A 19,943-nucleotide genomic window follows, 5' to 3' on the forward strand; every position below is an offset into this window, starting at 1 on the left:
GGAGCTTAGTATAAAACGTAGATGAGGATTTTCCAAAATCCTGAGATATATAAGGAGGCTTAGACATGCTGTGGTTGCTGTTGGTTTTAATTGTTTTTATTTTTCAGACCGGGACGATCCTGCTCTTTGAATTTCGCAAGCCGTCCAAAGCGGTAGCCTGGCTTTTTATTTTGTTTTGCTTCCCGCTCATTGGCTTTGTCGTGTACTACTTTGTTGCACAGGATTATCAGAAGCGCAAAATGGTTCGAAAAGGGGGATCGCAGCTGTTTCGTGAATTTCGCGAGCGTCTGTGGGCGCAATCCAAGGTGATTGAACAGGTGGAGCAAATGCATAATCCTCATTTCAAGCATCAGGAGCGTCTGTTTAACCAGTTAATTCGTATGTCGGAAAACCCGTTGACTGGATGTAATCGCACACGTGTGCTGACGAACGGTGAAGAAACCTTCGAGGCTATGCTGATAGCGATGGAAAATGCGCAACATCATATCCATGTGGAGTTTTACATATTTCGGGCCGACGAAATCGGAAGAAAGTTTCAAGAGGTCATGATCCGCAAGGCACGTGAGGGAGTAAAGGTACGATTCGTTGTGGACGGTGTAGGAAGCTACCATTTGCCCTATTCCTTTATTCGTACCTGTAGTGAGGCGGGAGTGGAATTTCATTATTTTCTACCTCCGTTTTTCGCCACGTTGGACCGCCGGATTAACTATCGCAATCACAGGAAAATCGTGGTGGTGGACGGCATGATCGGATTTGTGGGGGGGATTAATGTAGGCGACGATTATCTCGGAAAATATCCCAAAGTGGGATTTTGGAGGGATACGCATTTGCAGATTGAAGGAGATAGCGTCTATTTTCTGCAAAATGCATTTCTTAGCGACTGGAAGCTGGCCTCAGGGGAAAGGCTGATGGATGTGAATTTATTTCCTCCACATACCTGCACCGGGGATGAGGAAGTACAGATTTTGAGCAGCGGTCCCGATCAGGTTTGGGATACGATTCAGGAAATGTGTTTTGGAGCGCTCACAGTTGCCAAGAAGCGGATTTGGATTACGACGCCGTATTTTATTCCCGATCTGGGGATTTATGAGGCGCTCAAGCTGGCAGCAGTCAGTGGCGTAGATGTGAAAATTATTATTCCCTACCAATCCGATTCAAAGCTGGTTCATCTGGCGTCTTTATCCTATGTGCAAGAACTGCTGGAGGCAGGGGTGGAGTTCTACCAATATCGAAAAGGATTTATTCACGCCAAAGTGGTGATTGTTGATGATTTACTCGGCTCGGTCGGGACCGCCAATATGGACATGCGCAGCTTTTTCTATAATTTTGAGTTGACCGCTATAGTTTTTGCTAATTCAGCGCTGGAACGGCTTTCGGAAGATTTTGTAGAGGACATTTCCAACTCCTCACGCATAGATTTAAACGTGTTCCGCAGACGGCCTCGATCTCAGAAAATAGCTGAAATTCTAACTCGCATGCTCTCTCCACTCCTTTAAAGGCGGTTTTCGCCGTTTTTATCGATATAATCCCGCTTTATTGTGATTTATGTGCTCTTTGCTAACTTTTTTGCGCAAAATCACAGTTTTATGGTATACTATTCATATAACACAAGCGCGGTAAAGGAGAGGGGACTGCGGATAGCAGCCCCTTTTTCGGTCCAATATACCATACTGTAACGGGGGGATTTATATATGAGTGTAGTGAGCAAGGAAGTTCAAAATCTGTCTGATATCACAGATGTAACCGGAGAGTTGACCAAGATCAGCAAAATTCCAGCTAATCCGAAGAACAAAGCAAAACGCCTGTTTCAGCGTGCGGCCATGATTATTTTCGGTGCGGCGCTTATGGCAGTGGGCCTCGAAATATTTCTGGTTCCTAACGGCGTTATTGACGGAGGCGTTACAGGTATTTCCATCATGGCCTCCAAGATTACTGGCTATCCACTCGGCATTTTCCTGACCCTGTTGAACCTTCCATTTTTACTTATCGGATACAAACAAATCGGTAAAACCTTCGCTTTATCCACATTATTTGGCATTATCGTGATGTCCATCGGTACCGCGTTACTTCACAATGTAAGTGCATTGACTCCTGGCGAACCACTATTGGGTGCTATCTTTGGGGGCGTCATTCTCGGCGTTGGGGTGGGTCTTGTGATTCGGTCTGGCGGCTCGCTGGATGGAACAGAGATCGTAGCTATTCTCGTCAGTGAAAAAACTCCTTTTTCGGTCGGTGAGATCGTACTGTTCGTTAATATCTTCATTCTGGGAAGTGCAGGTTTTGTGTTCGGTTGGCCGAATGCCCTGTATTCCATGATTGCTTATTATATCGCCATGAAAATGATTGATATTACAATTGAGGGTCTGGATCAGTCCAAATCGGTCTGGATTATTAGTGAAAAATACCGTGATATCGGGGATGCCCTGACAGACCGTCTTGGACGGGGCGTAACTTATCTGGAAGGTGAAGGCGGCTTTACGGGCGAAAGCAAGAAAGTGATTTTCGTTGTCATTACCCGACTGGAGGAAGCTAAGCTGAAGAGCATCGTTGAAGATTGGGACCCGCACGCTTTCGTTGCGATCGGTAACATTCACGATGTGAAGGGCGGACGCTTTAAGAAAAAAGGAATACACTAGCGCAAGGGGACAATTTCTCAGCCTAATGGCTGCGGGGTTCGTCCCCTTTTTTGTTCTTCCAAGCATTGATCAGGTTGGGTGTGCCTTGGTGCGCATATGCTTGAGGACGTCTTCTACGGGCTGGGGAGGAACCTTGTCGATCAAGTCGCCTACCTGGTTTAGTCGTTCCTCAATATTCAGCAAATGGTAGTCAAGTGGTGATACATCTTGCCGTACCTCTTCCCATGTTAGCGGAGTGGAGACCGTAGCGCCGGGGCGTGCCCGCGGGGTATAAGGAGCGGCCAAAGTTTTTCCCTGATAATGCTGCAAATAATCAAAATAGATGGCTGTTCCCCGATCCTTCTTTAACCGTTCGAGTGTGAACAGATGCGGGTGCTTTTCTGTCACAAACTGTCCAACTAATAGCCCGATGCTGCGAAGTTCGTCGAAGGTTATGCCTGTACGGATCGGAACGATAATTTGTACACCTGTGGCCCCAGATGTTTTAGGGACGGAATCCAAACCAAGCGAAGCTAGTACTTCACCGACAATAGAGGCTGCCTCCATAATACGTGGCTCCACCTCTCTGGATGGATCAAGGTCAATCATCCATTCACAGGGCAGCTTGCTTCCCGCTTCATGCAGAGAGGGGTGGAATTCCAACGCAGCTTGATTACCAAGCCAGAGAAGTTGTGGCAATTTGCCGAGCACGATATATTCAATACCATCATGCAGAGCGGTTTCAATATAGTCCGGCCGAGGACGTGGGGCATTTTTCTGATAAAAAAAATCACCGTGAATCCCATGTGGCCAGCGAATGACGGTCAGCAGACGATGATGGCAATATTTGAGCAGGAAGGGAGCTAATACCGCCAGCTTGCGAAGATATAGCGCCTTAGTCACGCCTGCTTCAGGCCACAGTGGTTTATCCGGGTTTGTGATAGGAATTTCCTGGCCTTCAATGGTAATGGTACCTTTAACGGCTTGTCCCATAGTGCTATCCTCCTTTGTCTAACATGCAGCAAAATCTTTATTTACAGACTGATTGTTGAACTTATAGATCTACATATGGATTAACATGAACGTGAAGTGCTGAATTTATCCATCAAAGGGATTGACAAGATACATTATGTATCATAAATTTATAATAAAAAATACGATATGTATCTATTAAAGTGTCTTGAGCAGAGGTAGAGGAGGAGTTTGCTTGATTGAAAAGCAAGGCGGAGGGCTGGTATTCCTGTTAAGTGTCCCTCGGAGTGGAAGCTCGCTGCTTACCGCCATTTTGCAAAACCATTCCCGCCTGTTTGCCACACAGGAAATGTGGTTTCTGCTCAGTTTATATGATCTTCCTCAGTCACATGCACGGCCATATGGAGGAACAGGCATACTTCGGCAATTTTTTAAAGGCATGGTTCCCTCCGACGTATTGGAGCAGGCCTCCCGTTCGTATGCACTTGAAATATATAATGGTCTGCTTCAAGGAACAACAGCAGATATGCTTATCGACAAATCTCCGCGTTACTATACGGTGCTGGAATTTATAGACCGTTTATTCCCTACTGCCCGCAGGCTGTGGCTTATCCGGAATCCTTTGGCCATCGTGGCCTCATTTAAAAAGGTCAATCAGCTACGGAATGGACGTTTTCAACTGCTGGAAGAACTGGGGAGTCCGCATTTTAATATGAAAATGACGGATATTACAGTTGGTTTGTTCCGTTATGCTCATTATTTTGCTACACCTCATCCACTTGCATACCCGCTTAGGTATGAACAGCTCGTATCCAATCCAACGATGGAGATCGAGAAGCTGTGCAGTTTTCTGGGGATCAAGTATGAGCCGGGGATGGAAAAGTACGGAGACTTTGCGGAGACGCCCAAATCCAGTCTTTTTTATAGTATGGGAGCGGGTGATCCATTCGTAGGAGAGCATGAGCAGGCGCATCAGGATTCGGTACATAGCTGGCAACATTTGTTGAGTAAAACGGAAATTGAGCTATATTGCAGAAGCATTGGGTCCCGCATGTTTAGGCAGCTTGGTTACGCGGAAGCGTTGGAGCAGGCTGAGCAGATGACTGGAGTCCGCTTTGAAGATGAGCCGGATATAGAACTGCTGAGTCAACGTACACAACAATTTCTCCAACAAAGCGGCTTTGAATGGAAGGCAGGTTATCGGATGCTGGAAGACCAGGATGCAGATAACAGAGAACTTGTGATAAATGCAACCCGTCATACTGTACCTCAAGATCTAGCAAGGATGCAGGTGGACCAGATCGTGAGCGATAGACGGATTCAATCACTGGAAAACAGGTTGGCACATAGCTATGAGGAGCGGAACCGTCTTATCGCTCAGCTCCAAAGCTATCAACGCCCAGATCAAGGTCTCCGATCTCGCAACCTCTTTGCCCGTAAGCTCGGGCGCTTGGCGTCTGTAGCGTTATCAAGTATAGGAAAAGAAAAAGGGGGAAGAACGTGAGTGCGATTGCCGGAATCTATAGCTTTGGGCATGAGTCCGTAAGCACCGAAGAAGGCGGGAAAATGATGCAAGCCCTGCGAAAATATCCCGCTGACCGCGTATGCGCTTGGTGCGAAGGCTCAATTTTTTTGGGTTGTCATGCTCAGCATGTGACCCCGGAATCTGTTCATGAGCGTCTTCCCTTCTATGATGAGCTAAGAGATTTGGCAATCACAGCGGATGCGATTATTGACAATCGTTCCGAGCTGTTTGAACGGCTGGGAGTTGAGCAGGAACGGCGGCAAGATATCACGGACAGCGAGCTGATTTTGCTGGCATATGACAAATGGGGAGTGGAAGCAGCCAGTTATCTGATAGGTGATTTTGCCTTTGTCATTTGGGATGCCAAGGAACATCGATTATATGGTGCTCGAGATATGACAGGAAATCGTACGCTGTACATCTACCAACATGATCGAGGATTCGCGTTTAGCACGGTAGTCGCTCCACTTTTGGCCCTGTCCTCTCTGCGAAAAGAACTGCATGAACCGTGGCTGGCCGAATTTTTGTCCATCCGTGCCATGCAGGAATCCGTCGATATCGGAACGACCGCATACAAGCATATCAACCAGCTTCCTCCTGCACATTGGTTCACTATGGAGGAGGGGAAGCGAACCCTTCATAAATATGCATGTCTGGATAAGGTAGAGCCACTGCGGCTCAAAACAGGAGGCGAGTACATAGAAGCTTTCCGCGAGGTGTTCACACAGGCGGTCACTGCCCGACTACGGACGCATCGCGCTGTAGGGGCTGCCTTGAGCGGAGGGCTGGATTCTGGGGCGGTTGCCAGCTTTGCCGCGCCATCGCTGCACTTGCAACAAAAGCCGCTGCATGCCTACAGCTATGTGCCTGTTCAAGATTTTACAGACTGGACACCGCCTACATTGCTGGCGAACGAACGAAGCTATATTCAGTCTACGGCTCGCTATGTAGGAAACATTCACGAGAATTATATGGATTTTGAGGGGAAAAGTCCGTTTTCAGAAATTGATATTTGGCTGGAACTCATGGAAGCACCCTACAAATATTTTGAAAACTCTTTCTGGATCAGAGGTTTTTATGAAAAAGCACAGGAGCACAATGTCGGTGTACTATTGACCGGGGCACGAGGCAATTTTACCGTATCGTGGGGTCCTGCACTAGACTATTATGCCCGGCAGTTTCGTCGTTTGCACTGGTTGCAATCCTTTCAGGGATTGTGGCGGTACAGCAAGCTTACGGGCAGGCGTATGTCTCATCTACTCCCTGTGATGTTGAAAAAAGCGACTTCGCTTGAATCTCGTTCATGGCTGCGGCGTAGCAATCGAAGTCCCGTTCCTTCACTGATCCACCCGGAGTTTGCCAAACGGATGCATGTAGAAGATATTCCTGTATTGAGCGGAACAGGCTGGATGAAAAACGCCGATCAGACGAGAAAAGAGAAATTTTCGAATTTGGCGATTGCTAACAAAAATGGTGTGGTCGCGACCAAACTTTCACTACAGTATGGCCTGTGGGAACGTGATCCGACCGGAGACAGCCGAGTGATTCGCTTTTGCTTATCGGTGCCTTTTGAACAGTATGTGCAAAACGGTCGGGACCGTGCCCTCATTCGTACGGCCATGCGTGATCATCTACCTGATGACGTTCGGTTGAACCAGCGGGTACGGGGTGTACAGCCTGCAGATTGGTTACATCGAATGCTTCCTTGCTGGGATACGTTTATGGGAGAGCTTCAACTGATGTGTCATGATTTACGAGCCGCCGAATATCTCAATATTGAGTTTATTAAGACGGCTATGGCGAAACTTCACGACCCCCGCCCTGAGCAGGCGTCTGATCCGAATATACGACTACTAATGCATAGCCTGATCGTGTACCGTTTTCTCTGTAGATTGAACTGATCGAACCTATCCGGTCAGACAGTCCGCCATTCGTTGGAGGGGAGGTGATGAGATGAGTAAAAAAGAATGGCAGGAACCGACGATAGAGGTGCTGGATATTAACCAGACTATGGCGGGTAAAGGCTGGAAACAGATTGACTGGGTGTCTGACCACGATGCCGATCTTCATAATCCAAGCTAACACATGGTTATACATGCAGCCGATGTTGGGCTGGAAGCGAAAAAACTGGTCCGATAACGACTAAATGAACGAGAATAGCATAATCCATTGGACTCGTATTCAATACAAAGCCGTCTTTATTTCTTCGGGTTAGAGGTATTGCCCAAGAAATAAAGACGGGATTTTTAAGGACAGAGGAGTGAGTCCTATCGTGCATGACAGGAGTGCAAATGTCAGTTGGACGAAATATATAGCCTTTGGACTCAGGATTTCCAGTGAGCTTAATCTGCCTGAGCTGATCCTGGCAGCACCGGAAGCAGTAGAGGATGTAGTCATTCGACAAGCTGATTTAACTGCATGGAGTGATCAGCTGGAGCAGGCCAATTTTGTGATGCTAGATGAGCAATTTATGTTCCAAATACCAGGCACGGCCATTTATGCCGTCAGGGAAGGCAAGGAGATCGAGGTAAGCATATTCTCCGGGGCCGATCCTGACACCGTGCGGCTGTTTGTACTGGGTACATGCATGGGTGTTCTGCTGATGCAAAGACGAATATTACCTATTCACGGAAGTGCGGTCGTCATTGGGGGGAAGGCCTACGCATTTGTGGGTGAATCGGGTACGGGCAAATCGACACTGGCTGCTGCTTTTAGGCAGACAGGTTATCAGATGGTTAGTGATGACGTGATTGCTGTAAAAGCTACGGCTTCCTCAGCCGTCGTGTATCCAGCTTATCCGCAGCAAAAGCTGGGGTTGGATAGCTTGCTCCAACTGGAGGCTTTGCGGGAGAACAAGCATGCACGCAAAAGAAATAACATACGGTCCCTAACTGATGGCAATTCTGTAATGCCACAATACAAAGATCTGCGTATGCTTGCAGGTGAGCTGAATAAATATGCCGTACCCGCCGTAGATGAATTTTTTAACGATCCGCTGCCCTTAGGGGGCGTATTCGAGCTTGTGGCAGATTCTCCAATCCGTGCGTTGATGCGCGAAGGGGAGCTAATGGCGGTTACGGAACAGCCCTTGAACGTTCTGGAGTGCTTGCATACATTACTACAACATACATATCGTAGGGTGATTCTTCCGCGAATGGGTTTGAGTGAATGGTCGTTTGATACAGCGGCTAGGATGGCTCGTAAAGTAGAGGGCTGGCGGCTGCTGAGGGATAGTTCCGTCTTTACTGCGTCCGAGGTTGTACAACGGGTACTTGATATCATTCGTAAGGAGGAAAAGAGTTATGGCAGCCACTAATCCAGCTAAAGACCATTATCGTGTCATTTACGGTGAAGAGGTCTATGTCAGTGATATGGACGGAGAAAAAGTGATGATGAGCATTAACACTGGTAAATATTATAACTTAGGCTTCACAGGAGGACGAATCTGGGAACTGGCAGAATCCGGTCCTTCCCTTGGCGATATCGTAACTGTCCTGACGAATGAATATGAGGTGGACGAGGAACAGTGCAGACAGCAGGTACATTCCTTTGTGGCTGAGTTGGAGCGGGAAGGACTTTTAAAGCTTCTACGGGAGTCGGTATAGCATGCGGATACAACGGCTTCTTCTCCTGTCTCCAGAGGTTAGGAGATTGTTGCCGGAAGCCTGGTTGGAGCTGGGATGGGCGAGGCTGCGCCAGCGTCGTTCTTTTGGGGATTACTCAAGGGTTTGGGGCATATGTATGGAAGAAACTCCATGGCAGTGTGATGTCAGGCAGGAGAAGTGCATCCAGCAGATTTCGCACGCTGTAGAGCTGGCAAGCCGTTATACTCCTTGGCGCAGTAGTTGTCTTGTACAAGCCGCTGCGGCGATGACGTTGCTGGGGCGCAGAAAACTGGACTGCACGCTGTATCTGGGCACAGCCAAAAATGCCGCTGGCCGCTTGGCCGCACATGCATGGGTACGTAGCGGACCGATTTATGTTACGGGGAAACGGGAGATGGAAGCATTTACGGTGGTGGGGATATTCGGGAGACGCGCTGTGACGGATACAAATACAAAGATGGAATATAAAGGTAGTTCTTTGCTTTAATGCGATGAGACAAGAAGGAGAAGAATGCATGCCCACCAAGTCTGTTTTGGAACTTGCGAATTGGAATGAGGATCAAGAATTAACGTTGTTACTCTCTCTATTGGGGAAAGACGTTTCTCATTGGCAGGATAAGACTGCTGCTACCCAGCTGCGTGAGATGGATTGGGTCCGCTTTTTACGTCTGACCGAGCACCATCGAGTGGTACCTACGGTGTATCTCCAACTGAAAACATTGAATCATCCGTTCGTTCCCGCAGAATTGTTGCGAAACCTTCAGGCGCAGTATCATCGAAACACGCTTCGCATGCTCCATCTTCAAGCAGAAGCCGAGCGTATGACCAGGCTGCTCATAGCTCATGGAATTCGTGTGCTTATGTTGAAGGGTCCTGCTCTAGCGCAGCAATTGTACGGGGATGTTTCTCTGCGTACCTCCAAGGATATAGATTTACTCATTGCCCCTGACGATATGGATGAGGCTGAGCATTGGATGAAGGAAGCCGGATATGCGTCCAAGAGCGGAGAAGTGCGTGTCCTTGGCAGTTGGAAATGGAAGGACCATCATGCATCCTACCTCCATCTGCAAAAACGGGTAGAGATTGAGCTGCATTGGCGGCTTCACCCGGATGGGGGTGGGGAACCCTCTTTTGACGAGCTGTGGAACTGCCGGAAAATAGGCAAAGCTGCAGGAACCAGTCGGCAGGTAACGTTGGGATCTGCCGACAACAGGACTGTGATGACGTCCTGTATGTATACGCTTGGCAGCGAGCATCAATTTCTGTACTTGAGTGCGCATGGTGCGCGTCACGGCTGGTTCAGGCTGCGCTGGCTGGTTGACATCGACAGGCTTGCGGTATGTGCTGTCGATTGGGAGGCGCTACTGCCGATGATGCGCCGCTACGGGGGCCTGCCTGCTGGCGGGCAGGCTTGGGCACTCGCCGCTGCGCTGTTGGGTACGCCGATACCGGAGCCGATGCGTCCGGTATCGGCTACCCGGCAGGCGCACAGGCTCGCGCTGAGCGCGCTGGCCTTCATGCAGGCCAGCGTTCCCGCACCGTACCCGATTGCCAACGGGTCGGGTACAGGCAGGCTTGCTCCATCAGAGCCGCTGTACAGCAGAGCTTTGGCGGAGCAAGCGGAGGCCGCACCTCCGAATGGCGGTGCTTCAGTATGCGATACCTGTGGCGAAGCAGCCATGCTTGCCACCAGTGGCGTTACTAGCATCACGGAAGATGCCAGTAACGACGATCATAGCCCGATGAGCACCGCTACCAGTTGTGCCCCCATTACTCCAGCTGCCGCCTCCAGCCAAGTCATGACCAGAAACACGGCGGCTGCCCATCAGCCGGTCAGTCGCACTTACTTGCTTTCCTTAAAAGAGCCAAGACACAGACTATGGTACCTCATCAGCCGTTTGTTTCCCTCTACGGGGGATTCGGCCGTTTTTCCACTGCCTCGCCAGCTGCATTTTTTGTATATCCCTTTACGTCCATTTCTTTGGCTGAAGCGGCGATTTTCAAAGCACTGACTCTCGATAAGGAGTGTGCATTATGGTTCACCTGCGATTATATATGACAAAGCTGTATAGCGTGAACGGCGGTGCGTTATTTCTCAATATTGGATGTATGATCATTGTCAGCCTGCTGGAGGGTTTTGGCATTTATATGCTTGTTCCTATGCTGGCGGCCATCGGCGTATTTGTCGGTCATTCGGGAATGCCATTTCTGTCTGGTGGATTGGAACATTTTTTGCCGTTCATTCCTAAAAGCTGGCTGTTGCCGGGGATGTTGATGGTTTTTATAGTGCTGCTTACAGGGCAGGCTATGCTTCAGCGTTACCAATCCATCCTGAATTCGCGGATTCAGCAGCGTTTTATGCGTTCCCTTCGAATAGACGTGTACACTTCTTTTATGAAGGCGCAGTGGGCATTTTATTTGCGTCAGCGTAAATCTGATTTTAGCCATGTGATGACGACCGAGCTGGCGCGTGTCAGTCAGGGAACGAATTTGCTTCTTCAACTGACTACAGCCGTCATGTTTACGATGATCCAGATTGCGTTGGCTTTTTGGTTATCCCCCTCTTTAACCGGACTAGTATTTCTGAGTGGATTGGGGCTGTTTGTCGTGTTCCGCCGCTCCATTCGAAATGCCAAACAATTAGGTGATCGTACCACTGAGCTTTCGCAGGTTTATTTTGCTGGAATTACGGATCACATGAACGGCATGAAAGATATTAAAAGCAATCTGTTGGAAGCGGCGAATATCCATTGGTTTCGTTCCCTGACACAACGCATGGAGGATAATACGACCCAATTTGTCCGGCAAAATGCGACCACACAGTTTTTTCATCGTACAGCGGCAGCTGTTTTTGTCGCAAGTGTCATATTTATATCGCTGCAGTGGCTGCATGTTACTCCTGAAAAACTGATTGTGCTGATTCTTATATTTTCCCGCTTATGGCCCCGATTTGCTCTTATTCAAGCGAGTCTGGAATACATCATGTCTATGATCTCCGCTTTTGAAAGTGTCACCAAGGTGCAACAGGAGTGCGAAGCTTTCACAGATCCTTCATTAATTGTATCTGCATCTGTACGGCAACCCCTGTCCCTTCGTCATGGGATCGAATGCAGCCATCTGGATTATCGCTACGATGGTGCAGCAGAGTCTGCGCTGCGTAATATTAACTTGTTCATACCCGCTCGGGGAATGACAGCCATTGTAGGGAAATCGGGAGCAGGTAAAAGTACAATGGTCGATGTCCTGATGGGTTTTTTACGTCCAACTGGGGGACAGATTACAATAGACGGGCTTGTGCTGGACGACGAATTGTTGCTCCAGTGGCGGCAGTCGTTTGGCTACGTGTCACAAGACCCCTTTTTATTTCATGCGACTGTCCGCGAAAATTTGATGCTGGCAGATAAGGATGCTAGTGAGCAGCAGCTATGGGAGGCGTTACATTTTGCCGCCGCAGACAACTTTGTATCCAGATTGCCCGAAGGGCTGGACACAGTAATTGGAGATCGCGGGATTCGTCTGTCTGGAGGAGAACGTCAACGGCTAGTATTAGCACGGGCTGTCTTGCATCATCCTTCGGTACTTATACTAGATGAAGCGACAAGTGCGCTGGATGGTGAGCATGAAGCCGCAATTCAGGCAGCACTGGAACGGATGAAAGGTCAAATGACGTTGATCGTCATTGCACACCGCCTGTCAACCATCAGACATGCGGATCAAATTGTCGTACTGGATCAAGGCGAGGTCATACAGCAGGGGAACTACCACCAACTGGAACAAGAGGAGCGGGGGGCGTTCAGTCAGCTACTATCGTATCAAAGCAGTGTCACCGCCACCCCTTAACCAGACTTTTCTGTACCTCAGCTTAAGTTTCTTTACGTTTGGCAGTGCTTCTTTTCTTTTTGGCTGGAGTCGGAGAGATGTTCTCGCCTGCAACAGCCTGCTGTGCTGATGGGGCTGCTGGTTTACGCGCAGGGCGCTTTTTCGCAGCAGGGCCGGGATCGGTAACGACAGGTTGCACTGCCTCGATGCTGGCCTGAAGGGCGGCCATTAAATTTACTACATTGGTCTGAGGCTGTGTTGGGGCGATTCGCACCTCTTCACCAGCCACTTTATGCTGAATGAGATCCAGCAGACGCTCGCGGTATTGATCCGTATACTTTGCTGCATCAAAAGGTGTAGATAGCTGCTCGATCAGCATTTTTGCCATGGTCAGCTCCTTCTCTTTAACCTCCTCCTGCCCCGGTAAGTTAGGCACTTGAGCAATAGGGCGAATTTCATCGGGGTAAAACATCGTCTCCACCGCCAAACATTCATCCAACACCCGAATAGCCGCCAGGCTGCTTTTAGAGCGGATGGAGATTTGGGCAATCCCGATTTTTCCGGTATCCTTCATCGCATTCATGAGCAGCTTATACGCATTGGAGCCAGCTTGATCCGGGGACAAATAATACGTTTTCTGAAAGTAAATCGGATCAATTTCCTGCAAATCTACAAAATCTAAAATAACAATATTTTTATCCGCTTGTCCGCTAACTTGCTCCAGTTCCTCCTTGTCGAACATGACAAATTTTCCTTTTTCATACTCGTAGCCTTTTCCAATTTCCTCCCACTCGACCTCCTTATCACAAACGGGACACTTTCGTACATAGCTAAGTGGGCTTCCACACTCCTTGTGAATATAACGCATGGAAATGTCCTTATCCTCAGTCGCAGAAAACATTTTAACGGGCACATGAACCAGCCCAAAACTGATCGCACCTTTCCAGACCGTATGCATACCGCAGTCCTCCTTTTCTTAAATCCGCATTTTGCATCCTTCGTTTCCGGTCACCCCGGGATATGAGCATATAATTTTTCACTTAGTATGCTTCGTACAAGTGATTGTATGAGGTGTAAAGAAAAGAGCAAGCCAACTAATCTGCATTCTGAGGTGTGACTACATCGCATAACACAATGATATGAAGTTGTTAAGTCACATTAGTTATATTAAGATAAGGGATAATCAACGATTTTGACATTTTATAAGAAAGGAGTGTTCATGTCATGAAGAAAAGATCATTAAACTTTATATCTTTTGGATATGGATACTCTACTGCTGTTTTTTTCTAAAATCATTTTTATTGGTGGAGTCTGCCTAAAAGTGGTTAGAAGAAACGGTAGAAAAATTTAAAAATGACGAGGTCGATTAAATGAAATATGAAAAAATAACTAGAAAAAACCCGGCAGGTATGCCGAAACCAGTAGGGAATTACACACATATAACTAAAGTTCCCAGAAATTCAGAGCTATTCGTGACTTCGGGTCAAGTTGGAGTAGATCAGAATGGCCAATTCCCAGAAAGCTTTAACCTACAAATCAGCAATACTTTTAATAACATTAAATCAGTTTTGGACGCCGAACAATTAACCGCTGACAATATTATAAAAGTAAATGTATGGGCAACTGAGCAGATAGATTGGGATTACATGTATTCCCAATGGGAAAAGTTATTCGGGAATGATTATCCTGCAATGACTATCGGCTACCTTACTGCTCTAGGATTGCCTGAAATAAAAATTGAAATTGAAATTTGGGCAGCTAAAGCATAAAAATAATACGCACCTCATTTATGGGATGGAATCATAGATAGCCCCGGTCTTCGTGAGAAGCTGGGGCTGTTTTATGTTTAAATTCACGAAAAATGTACATCCGTCGTAGCAAGCAAACGCACTAAACAATTACCGAGCATCGCATAGTGATGAGCTATCCGCATCTGCATCCTTCGATTCCAACGCCTTGGCTGTGAGCTAATCATTTTTATGCTTCGTACAAGTAATTGTATGAGGTATGGATGAAGACTGCGAATTGCTTCCGCGTGCGCATGGTTACAGCAATTTTGGTACATAGTAAGGCATATCCGATTCAAAAGGGGGTACACAATTTATGTCCGGAAAATCCTATCCTCAGCAAATCAGGCATCGTGTGGGTCAAAGCCAAATCGCCTTTCGGGGCCCAGCTGGAGGCGAACAGGATGCATTGCCGCCCGAGTTTGCTCTTTCACATGGAATCCGTCCGCCATTTCCCGTAGCTGTGGCTCATGTGGATTTGGAGGCTGTAGTTTCAACTTCGCCTTCTCATGGCATCCCTTCATTAGACGTTGAACGGATTATAGATGAAGACTAGGTGAACTATATTTCTGAATGAATGCACACAACAACAATCAGGAGGGGAAGAATAGCATGAATGTGGAACGAGCAAAAGCTATTTATGATTCATCCGAAAATATTGCTGTACAATTGGATGGTAAACCGATCTGGATTGAGCATGTAGACCAAGCAAACGGTATGGCAACGGTACAGATAGGTAGCAGACCAGGAAATACTCAAACCGTCCGTGTGGATCGTCTGGAAGAACAATAGGAGAGGGGCACCAAACAGATTTTTTCCCATAGTATGGGGTATAGCTTTAGAAAGATCTTGGACAGCTGTAGGCTTTCATCGTAGAATGCTGCTTGAATGGTCCCGCTCCAACCCTAAAAGGCTCGCAATTGCTCAATGAGCAATTAGCGAACCTTATTTGTAATAATAAATGCAGTCGAGGGGGCAGTTAAACGCCGGACAAGTTAATTTGAAGGTGCAACTGGCTCCTTTCTATGACCTTTATACTGCAATGGCCTTTAAATGTGGTGAAACCATCAGCTTAGCCTCTGTTGCCAATTGAACGTCTTCCACCGACAAACCCGGAGCAATTTCCTTTAGCATCAGCCCTTTACCCGGAATAACATCGATGACAGCTTTTTCGGTTACTATGGTCTTTACAACATTTACAGCAGTCAGGGGCAGCTTGCATTGTTTCAGTATTTTCGGCGCCCCATTTTTGTTCACATGCTCCATGGCTACAATGACTCTCTTGGCTCCAACCACCAAATCCATGGCTCCCCCCATGCCTGGAACTTTTTTCCCAGGGATCATCCAGCTTGCAAGGTTGCCTTTCTCATCTACCTCCAGGGCGCCCAACACGGTGATATCCACATGCCCTCCGCGTATGATGGAAAATGAAAGTGCACTGTCAAAAAAGCATGCTCCTTCCATAGTTGTAACGTAGTTTCCGCCTGAATCGATACAATCGAGCCTTTCTTTTCCCTGAGCCGCTTTGGGGCCTACACCGAGGATTCCGTTCTCAGCCTGCAGCATAATATGAATGTTTTCGGGGATATAGTCCACTACCATTGTAGGCAATCCGACACCAAGGTTGACCACTTCGCCATTTTTGAATTCCTGGGCTATTCTTCGGGCAATGAATTCTCTGTTATTCATGCGTTTTCACCCACCTTTACAATTGCGTCGACAAATATTCCGGGAACGTTGACATGATTGGGGTCAATTTCTCCCGTCTTTACGTATTCGTCTATCTGAGCAACTACATACTCTGCCGCTGTAGCCATAACCATATTGAAATTACGTGAAGAGCCGTTGATGACAAGATTCCCAGCTTCATCAGCCTTATGGGCTCTGATTAGCGCCACATCCGCTTTGAGCGGGAGTTCAAGCAAATATTCTCTTTCATCAATTTCTATTTTCTTTTTTCCTTCCTCTACAACGGTGCCTACACCTACAGGTGTTAAAACACCGCCCAAACCGGCCCCTCCTGCGCGTATTTTTTCAGCGAGTGTGCCTTGCGGGAAAAGTTGGACCTCTGCTTCTTTCGTCATCAGGAGCCTTCCCGTTTCTGGATTGGAGCCAATATAGGATGCAAAAATCCGCTTTACTCTGCCGCTTTTTACAAGCTTATAAATAGATAATTCCGGTGTGCCTGTGTCATTGGAAATAATCGTAAGATTGCTGGCGGGATTGGTGTCGACAAGCGCACGCACTAGGTCCTCCGGAAAGCCTCCTGCCAGAAAACCTCCGACCATCACCGTGTCTCCGTCTTTGATCTTCTTAACTGCTTCTTCAGCGGAGATTACTTTGTTATTCATGGTTCCTTCTCCTTATATATATATTTTTAGGAAAGCAAACTTTATTGGAGATAATCGTAGAGGACTCTTCCATATGGAAGCGTTAAATCAGCAATAAAATGTTTTCCGCCAATATAAGCTTTAACCGGCAAATCTGCCACAGGAGCGTTGACATGGGGGATCAGGCTTAATCTGGCAGGCCCTGACCAGGCGCCTTTTACAGTAACGTTCTCGAGATTATACGCTACTAACTGAGCGATTTTTGGGGTACCGTCAACGTCAGGAATTAATTTCAAATTAACTTGCGTTTTTGCGATGGCTTTAGCCGTTTCCTTTTCATCAAGAATGTTATATTTGAAAGGCATGGTTCCCGTGGCCACCAGGACGTTGTTGTAATGCAATGTACCCGTCAGCGTCTCCGTCTCCTCAACGATCAAGCGAGGCTTCGCCCATTTTTTCGGAAATCCCCAGATTTCACGTCCTCCCAGAATAGCAGGCGCGTTATCCAAATACATTTGGGCAACAAAATTACAGGGTTCTCCATGAAAAGTACACGGAATGACAATACCGCTTTCCTCATAGCTTCCTAACCCGGATGAATCGGGCATCTTGATCCATTCATAGGAAACGGTATTGCTTCCATCCGGCTGAAGAGGTTCCGGGACCGCTTGTCTAATCGCAGCGGGATCGGATTCATAGGTAATGATCAAAAATTCCCGGTTGATGAAGCGACAAGGCGGGCGCCCATAACTGCCGCTGGCCGCAGGCATGGATTGGAGTGAAAGTACATCTTTTTGATTCATAGCGATCTCCCTTCCTTTTAAGAGGTAGTTCTAAAAGTCATCCTGAACTCGCACTTTAAATGAGTGCATTTTCAACTAGCATCGCTATTCCCATTCCCGTTCCGATGCATAACGAGGCGATGCCGTAACGTGAAGATCTTCGCACCATTTCATGAACCAGCGTAACTAATACCCTAGCACCGCTTGCACCGACAGGATGCCCGATCGCGATCGCGCCGCCATTGACATTTACCTTCTCCGGATTGATTCCAAGCTCTTTCAATACCGCTAGTGCTTGTGCGGCGAACGCTTCATTAATTTCAAAAAGATCGATGTCATCAATAGACATTCCCTGTTGCTTTAGAAGTGACGAAATGGCCTTCACCGGTCCCATTCCCATATATGCAGGGTCAACGCCAACAAGTGAATAACCCTTGATATATGCCAACGGCTTTAACGCATGTTCCTTACATTTGTCTTCCGACACTACAAGCATAGCCGCCGCGCCATCATTGATTCCTGAAGCATTTCCGGCGGTAACTGTTCCGTTTTCCTTAAACGCAGGTTTTAATTGAGAAAGTTTTTCTTTCGTTGTATTTCCTCTTATGTGTTCGTCCTCCGTGAAAGAAATAGTTTCTTTTTTGTTTTTGATCATGACTGGAACAATCTGCTCTTCAAAAAGCTTCTTGTTTTTAGCTTCTACGGCCTTTATCTGGCTTTGATAGGAAAATTCATCTTGCTCAAGTCTTGAAATTCCATATTTCTCGGCAACATTTTCTGCGGTAATTCCCATATGGTAATGGTTGATCGGGCACGTAAGACCGTCGGCCACCAGGGAGTCTACCAACTCACCGTTGCCAAGTTTGTAGCCGTTTCTTGCATTTCTTAGCAGGTAAGGGGCATTCGACATGCTCTCCATGCCTCCGGCCAAGACGATGTTGCCTTGTTCAGCCAATATTGAATTGTAAGCTAAAGCAACGGCATGGAGTCCTGAACCGCAAACCGTGTTTATCGTTGTTTCGGGTACATCAATAGGGATACCGGCTTTTAGTGCCGCCTGTCTGGCAGGATTTTGGCCATTGCCCGCCTGAAGAACATTTCCCAAATAAATTTGATCAATCAAAGAAGGCTCTAATTTACTTTGCTGAAGGCATGCTGTCATCACAGTTGCTCCCAGTTCAGGAGCGCTTAGAGGCGCAAGGGTTTTGTTAAAAGAGCCGACCGCTGTTCTCAACGGGCTTACTAAAGCTACTTTTTTCATTAAAAACTCACATTCCTTTCGCTGTGTTCAAGACACAATACATCCATGATTGCACTTCAATTCGTAATTTCCGCTCTTAACCTACGAAACGCAGCGACTGCAAGATACATTTACATGCGGGCATATCATGGTGCCTAGACAGTGAGTATGACGGTCCGATCGCCTTCTTTCCTGGCTGGAAATTAAAACCAGAATTATCATAATTCTAATACAGATTTTGTTCAATGTTCAAATATTTACATATATCTATGTACAGATGTTTATAGGGCCATATACTCCACAATAATTAGGCCATTCTAACGTTTTCTGTTAATTTCTAAATTTTTCTGAAAATCATGATCATAAATTGAATTTTCTGTTAAAAATGAAAGTTTCAATCCATATGTGAAAAAGTTTTCTTCGCAAATATCATCTAACTCATCGCTGGGAAATAAAAAAAGCCTCCAGAATGTTCTGAAGACGGATTTGCCTTTCAATATTCATGATCTTCGTCATATTGTGCCAGCTTGCTTCTTGTTAACGGTGTCACTCGAAAGGGCGCTTTTTTCGCATGAACAAAAAAAGAAGCCGACTTGCTTGAAAGCAATCGGCTTGGAATATAAAACTTCAACAACTTACGAAAAATCTACATCCGCTGTCGCGAGTAAACGCACAAAACGATTGCCAAGCATCCCATTATGATGAGCTACAATTTGTTCACTGCTCAGCACCTTGCTATCAAATGTACTATGCGCATCCAATACGAGCACGTTGTTCTGGTATCCCAGACTATAGGCGCTTCGGCAAGTCGTGTCGAGGCAAAACTCGGTCTGCATCCCCGCGATTACGAGTTGATCGGCCCCCAGTTCCTTTAGTACATGGCCCAATTCAGTTTGGTAGAAGCTGTCCCAAGATGATTTACGGACAATTCGTTCATGAGGAAGAGGACGCACCACGTCGGCGATGGCCCAGCCTACACTGTTTTCCCGGAAATCCTCATCCGCTTCATCGGTATGCTGTACAAAAATCACCGGTGTACCTGTAGCTCTGGCTTTGTCCAAAAGCTGCTGCAAATGCGCTACAACTTCCTGTTCACGATACAGCTTCTCATCATACATAAACATAGCCTGCTGAACATCAATCATGAGTAAAACAGTTTGCCCCATCGTTTCAATCCCTCCCTGTGTGTATCATCTAACTTACAATAGCATGTCTTCATGCCTTGCGGCGACATAAGGTGAACTATATAATAAAGAACAAGTTGGAAC

The 19,943-nt window shown here is 47.0% G+C and carries 20 protein-coding genes; 13 read left to right on the forward strand and 7 right to left on the reverse strand.

Annotation, left to right across the window (positions count from 1 at the left end; all coding sequences use genetic code 11):
• The first annotated feature begins 65 nt into the window (after positions 1-65).
• The gene (cls, locus tag KAI37_RS05885; protein ID WP_071639879.1) at positions 66-1,496 is read left to right on the forward strand and encodes a cardiolipin synthase; all 1,431 of its coding nucleotides are present in this window, start codon (positions 66-68) and stop codon (positions 1,494-1,496) included.
• Between the two features lie 195 nt (positions 1,497-1,691).
• The gene (locus tag KAI37_RS05890) at positions 1,692-2,636 is read left to right on the forward strand and encodes a YitT family protein (protein ID WP_025720446.1); all 945 of its coding nucleotides are present in this window, start codon (positions 1,692-1,694) and stop codon (positions 2,634-2,636) included.
• Positions 2,637-2,705: 69 nt separating this feature from the next.
• Here KAI37_RS05890 and ligD read toward each other — a convergent pair whose 3' ends face one another.
• Positions 2,706-3,608, reverse strand: coding sequence for a non-homologous end-joining DNA ligase (gene ligD / locus KAI37_RS05895; RefSeq protein ID WP_071639880.1), 903 nt, complete (start codon positions 3,606-3,608; stop codon positions 2,706-2,708).
• A 214-nt stretch (positions 3,609-3,822) separates the two neighbouring features.
• On the opposite strand from ligD, the gene KAI37_RS05900 reads away from it, so the two are divergent.
• From KAI37_RS05900 to KAI37_RS05935, 8 genes are all read left to right on the forward strand, one after another.
• Positions 3,823-5,091: a sulfotransferase family protein gene (locus tag KAI37_RS05900; protein ID WP_220030903.1), complete on the forward strand. Its 1,269-nt coding sequence runs from the start codon at positions 3,823-3,825 to the stop codon at positions 5,089-5,091.
• Entirely contained in the window at positions 5,088-7,013 is a 1,926-nt protein-coding gene (locus KAI37_RS05905) for an asparagine synthase-related protein (protein ID WP_071639881.1), read from the forward strand. Before KAI37_RS05900 ends, KAI37_RS05905 begins: the two co-directional genes overlap by 4 nt.
• Before the next feature lie 52 nt (positions 7,014-7,065).
• Positions 7,066-7,194 (forward strand): paeninodin family lasso peptide, encoded by a 129-nt coding sequence (locus KAI37_RS05910; RefSeq protein ID WP_023987454.1) that lies wholly within the window; start codon positions 7,066-7,068, stop codon positions 7,192-7,194.
• A gap of 190 nt (positions 7,195-7,384) precedes the next feature.
• Complete coding sequence (locus KAI37_RS05915) at positions 7,385-8,428, forward strand: dephospho-CoA kinase (protein WP_220030904.1); 1,044 nt, start codon at positions 7,385-7,387, stop codon at positions 8,426-8,428.
• On the forward strand, positions 8,415-8,717 hold the full coding sequence (locus tag KAI37_RS05920) for a lasso peptide biosynthesis PqqD family chaperone (protein ID WP_071639883.1): 303 nt from the start codon (positions 8,415-8,417) through the stop codon (positions 8,715-8,717). The genes KAI37_RS05915 and KAI37_RS05920 overlap by 14 nt, the downstream gene beginning before the upstream one ends.
• Position 8,718: 1 nt before the next feature.
• On the forward strand, positions 8,719-9,204 hold the full coding sequence (locus KAI37_RS05925; protein ID WP_076292338.1) for a lasso peptide biosynthesis B2 protein: 486 nt from the start codon (positions 8,719-8,721) through the stop codon (positions 9,202-9,204).
• A gap of 28 nt (positions 9,205-9,232) precedes the next feature.
• Positions 9,233-10,729, forward strand: a complete 1,497-nt coding sequence (locus KAI37_RS05930; protein ID WP_220030905.1) for a nucleotidyltransferase domain-containing protein — start codon at positions 9,233-9,235, stop codon at positions 10,727-10,729.
• A 22-nt stretch (positions 10,730-10,751) separates the two neighbouring features.
• Entirely contained in the window at positions 10,752-12,557 is a 1,806-nt protein-coding gene (locus tag KAI37_RS05935; protein ID WP_220030906.1) for an ABC transporter ATP-binding protein, read from the forward strand.
• Between the two features lie 22 nt (positions 12,558-12,579).
• Here KAI37_RS05935 and ku read toward each other — a convergent pair whose 3' ends face one another.
• A complete protein-coding gene (ku, locus tag KAI37_RS05940; RefSeq protein ID WP_220030907.1) occupies positions 12,580-13,494 on the reverse strand; it encodes a non-homologous end joining protein Ku in 915 nt (304 codons plus the stop codon).
• Between the two features lie 412 nt (positions 13,495-13,906).
• Between ku and KAI37_RS05945 the strand changes: the two genes are divergently transcribed.
• The 3 genes from KAI37_RS05945 to KAI37_RS05955 all read left to right on the forward strand — a co-directional run bounded on the left by KAI37_RS05945 (position 13,907) and on the right by KAI37_RS05955 (position 15,115).
• Entirely contained in the window at positions 13,907-14,305 is a 399-nt protein-coding gene (locus KAI37_RS05945; RefSeq protein ID WP_071639888.1) for a RidA family protein, read from the forward strand.
• Positions 14,306-14,639: 334 nt separating this feature from the next.
• The gene (locus tag KAI37_RS05950; RefSeq protein ID WP_071639889.1) at positions 14,640-14,879 is read left to right on the forward strand and encodes a hypothetical protein; all 240 of its coding nucleotides are present in this window, start codon (positions 14,640-14,642) and stop codon (positions 14,877-14,879) included.
• 56 nt (positions 14,880-14,935) lie between these two features.
• On the forward strand, positions 14,936-15,115 hold the full coding sequence (locus tag KAI37_RS05955; RefSeq protein ID WP_023987462.1) for an H-type small acid-soluble spore protein: 180 nt from the start codon (positions 14,936-14,938) through the stop codon (positions 15,113-15,115).
• A 240-nt stretch (positions 15,116-15,355) separates the two neighbouring features.
• Here the strand turns inward: KAI37_RS05955 and KAI37_RS05960 are convergent, their stop codons facing one another.
• From KAI37_RS05960 to KAI37_RS05980, 5 genes are all read right to left on the reverse strand, one after another.
• Positions 15,356-16,012, reverse strand: coding sequence for a 3-oxoacid CoA-transferase subunit B (locus KAI37_RS05960; RefSeq protein WP_071639890.1), 657 nt, complete (start codon positions 16,010-16,012; stop codon positions 15,356-15,358).
• Complete coding sequence (locus KAI37_RS05965; RefSeq protein ID WP_071639891.1) at positions 16,009-16,674, reverse strand: CoA transferase subunit A; 666 nt, start codon at positions 16,672-16,674, stop codon at positions 16,009-16,011. Before KAI37_RS05965 ends, KAI37_RS05960 begins: the two co-directional genes overlap by 4 nt.
• 41 nt (positions 16,675-16,715) lie before the next feature.
• Positions 16,716-17,456 carry an acetoacetate decarboxylase gene (locus KAI37_RS05970; RefSeq protein ID WP_071639892.1) on the reverse strand — a complete coding sequence of 247 codons (741 nt, stop codon included), beginning with the start codon at positions 17,454-17,456 and terminating at the stop codon, positions 16,716-16,718.
• Between the two features lie 55 nt (positions 17,457-17,511).
• Positions 17,512-18,696 (reverse strand): acetyl-CoA C-acetyltransferase, encoded by a 1,185-nt coding sequence (locus KAI37_RS05975; protein ID WP_028543085.1) that lies wholly within the window; start codon positions 18,694-18,696, stop codon positions 17,512-17,514.
• Positions 18,697-19,310: 614 nt separating this feature from the next.
• Positions 19,311-19,841, reverse strand: coding sequence for a cysteine hydrolase family protein (locus KAI37_RS05980; RefSeq protein WP_025718312.1), 531 nt, complete (start codon positions 19,839-19,841; stop codon positions 19,311-19,313).
• Positions 19,842-19,943: the final 102 nt, after the last annotated feature.

The organism is Paenibacillus sp. S25 (genome assembly GCF_019454085.1).
Taxonomy (GTDB): domain Bacteria; phylum Bacillota; class Bacilli; order Paenibacillales; family Paenibacillaceae; genus Paenibacillus; species Paenibacillus polymyxa_B.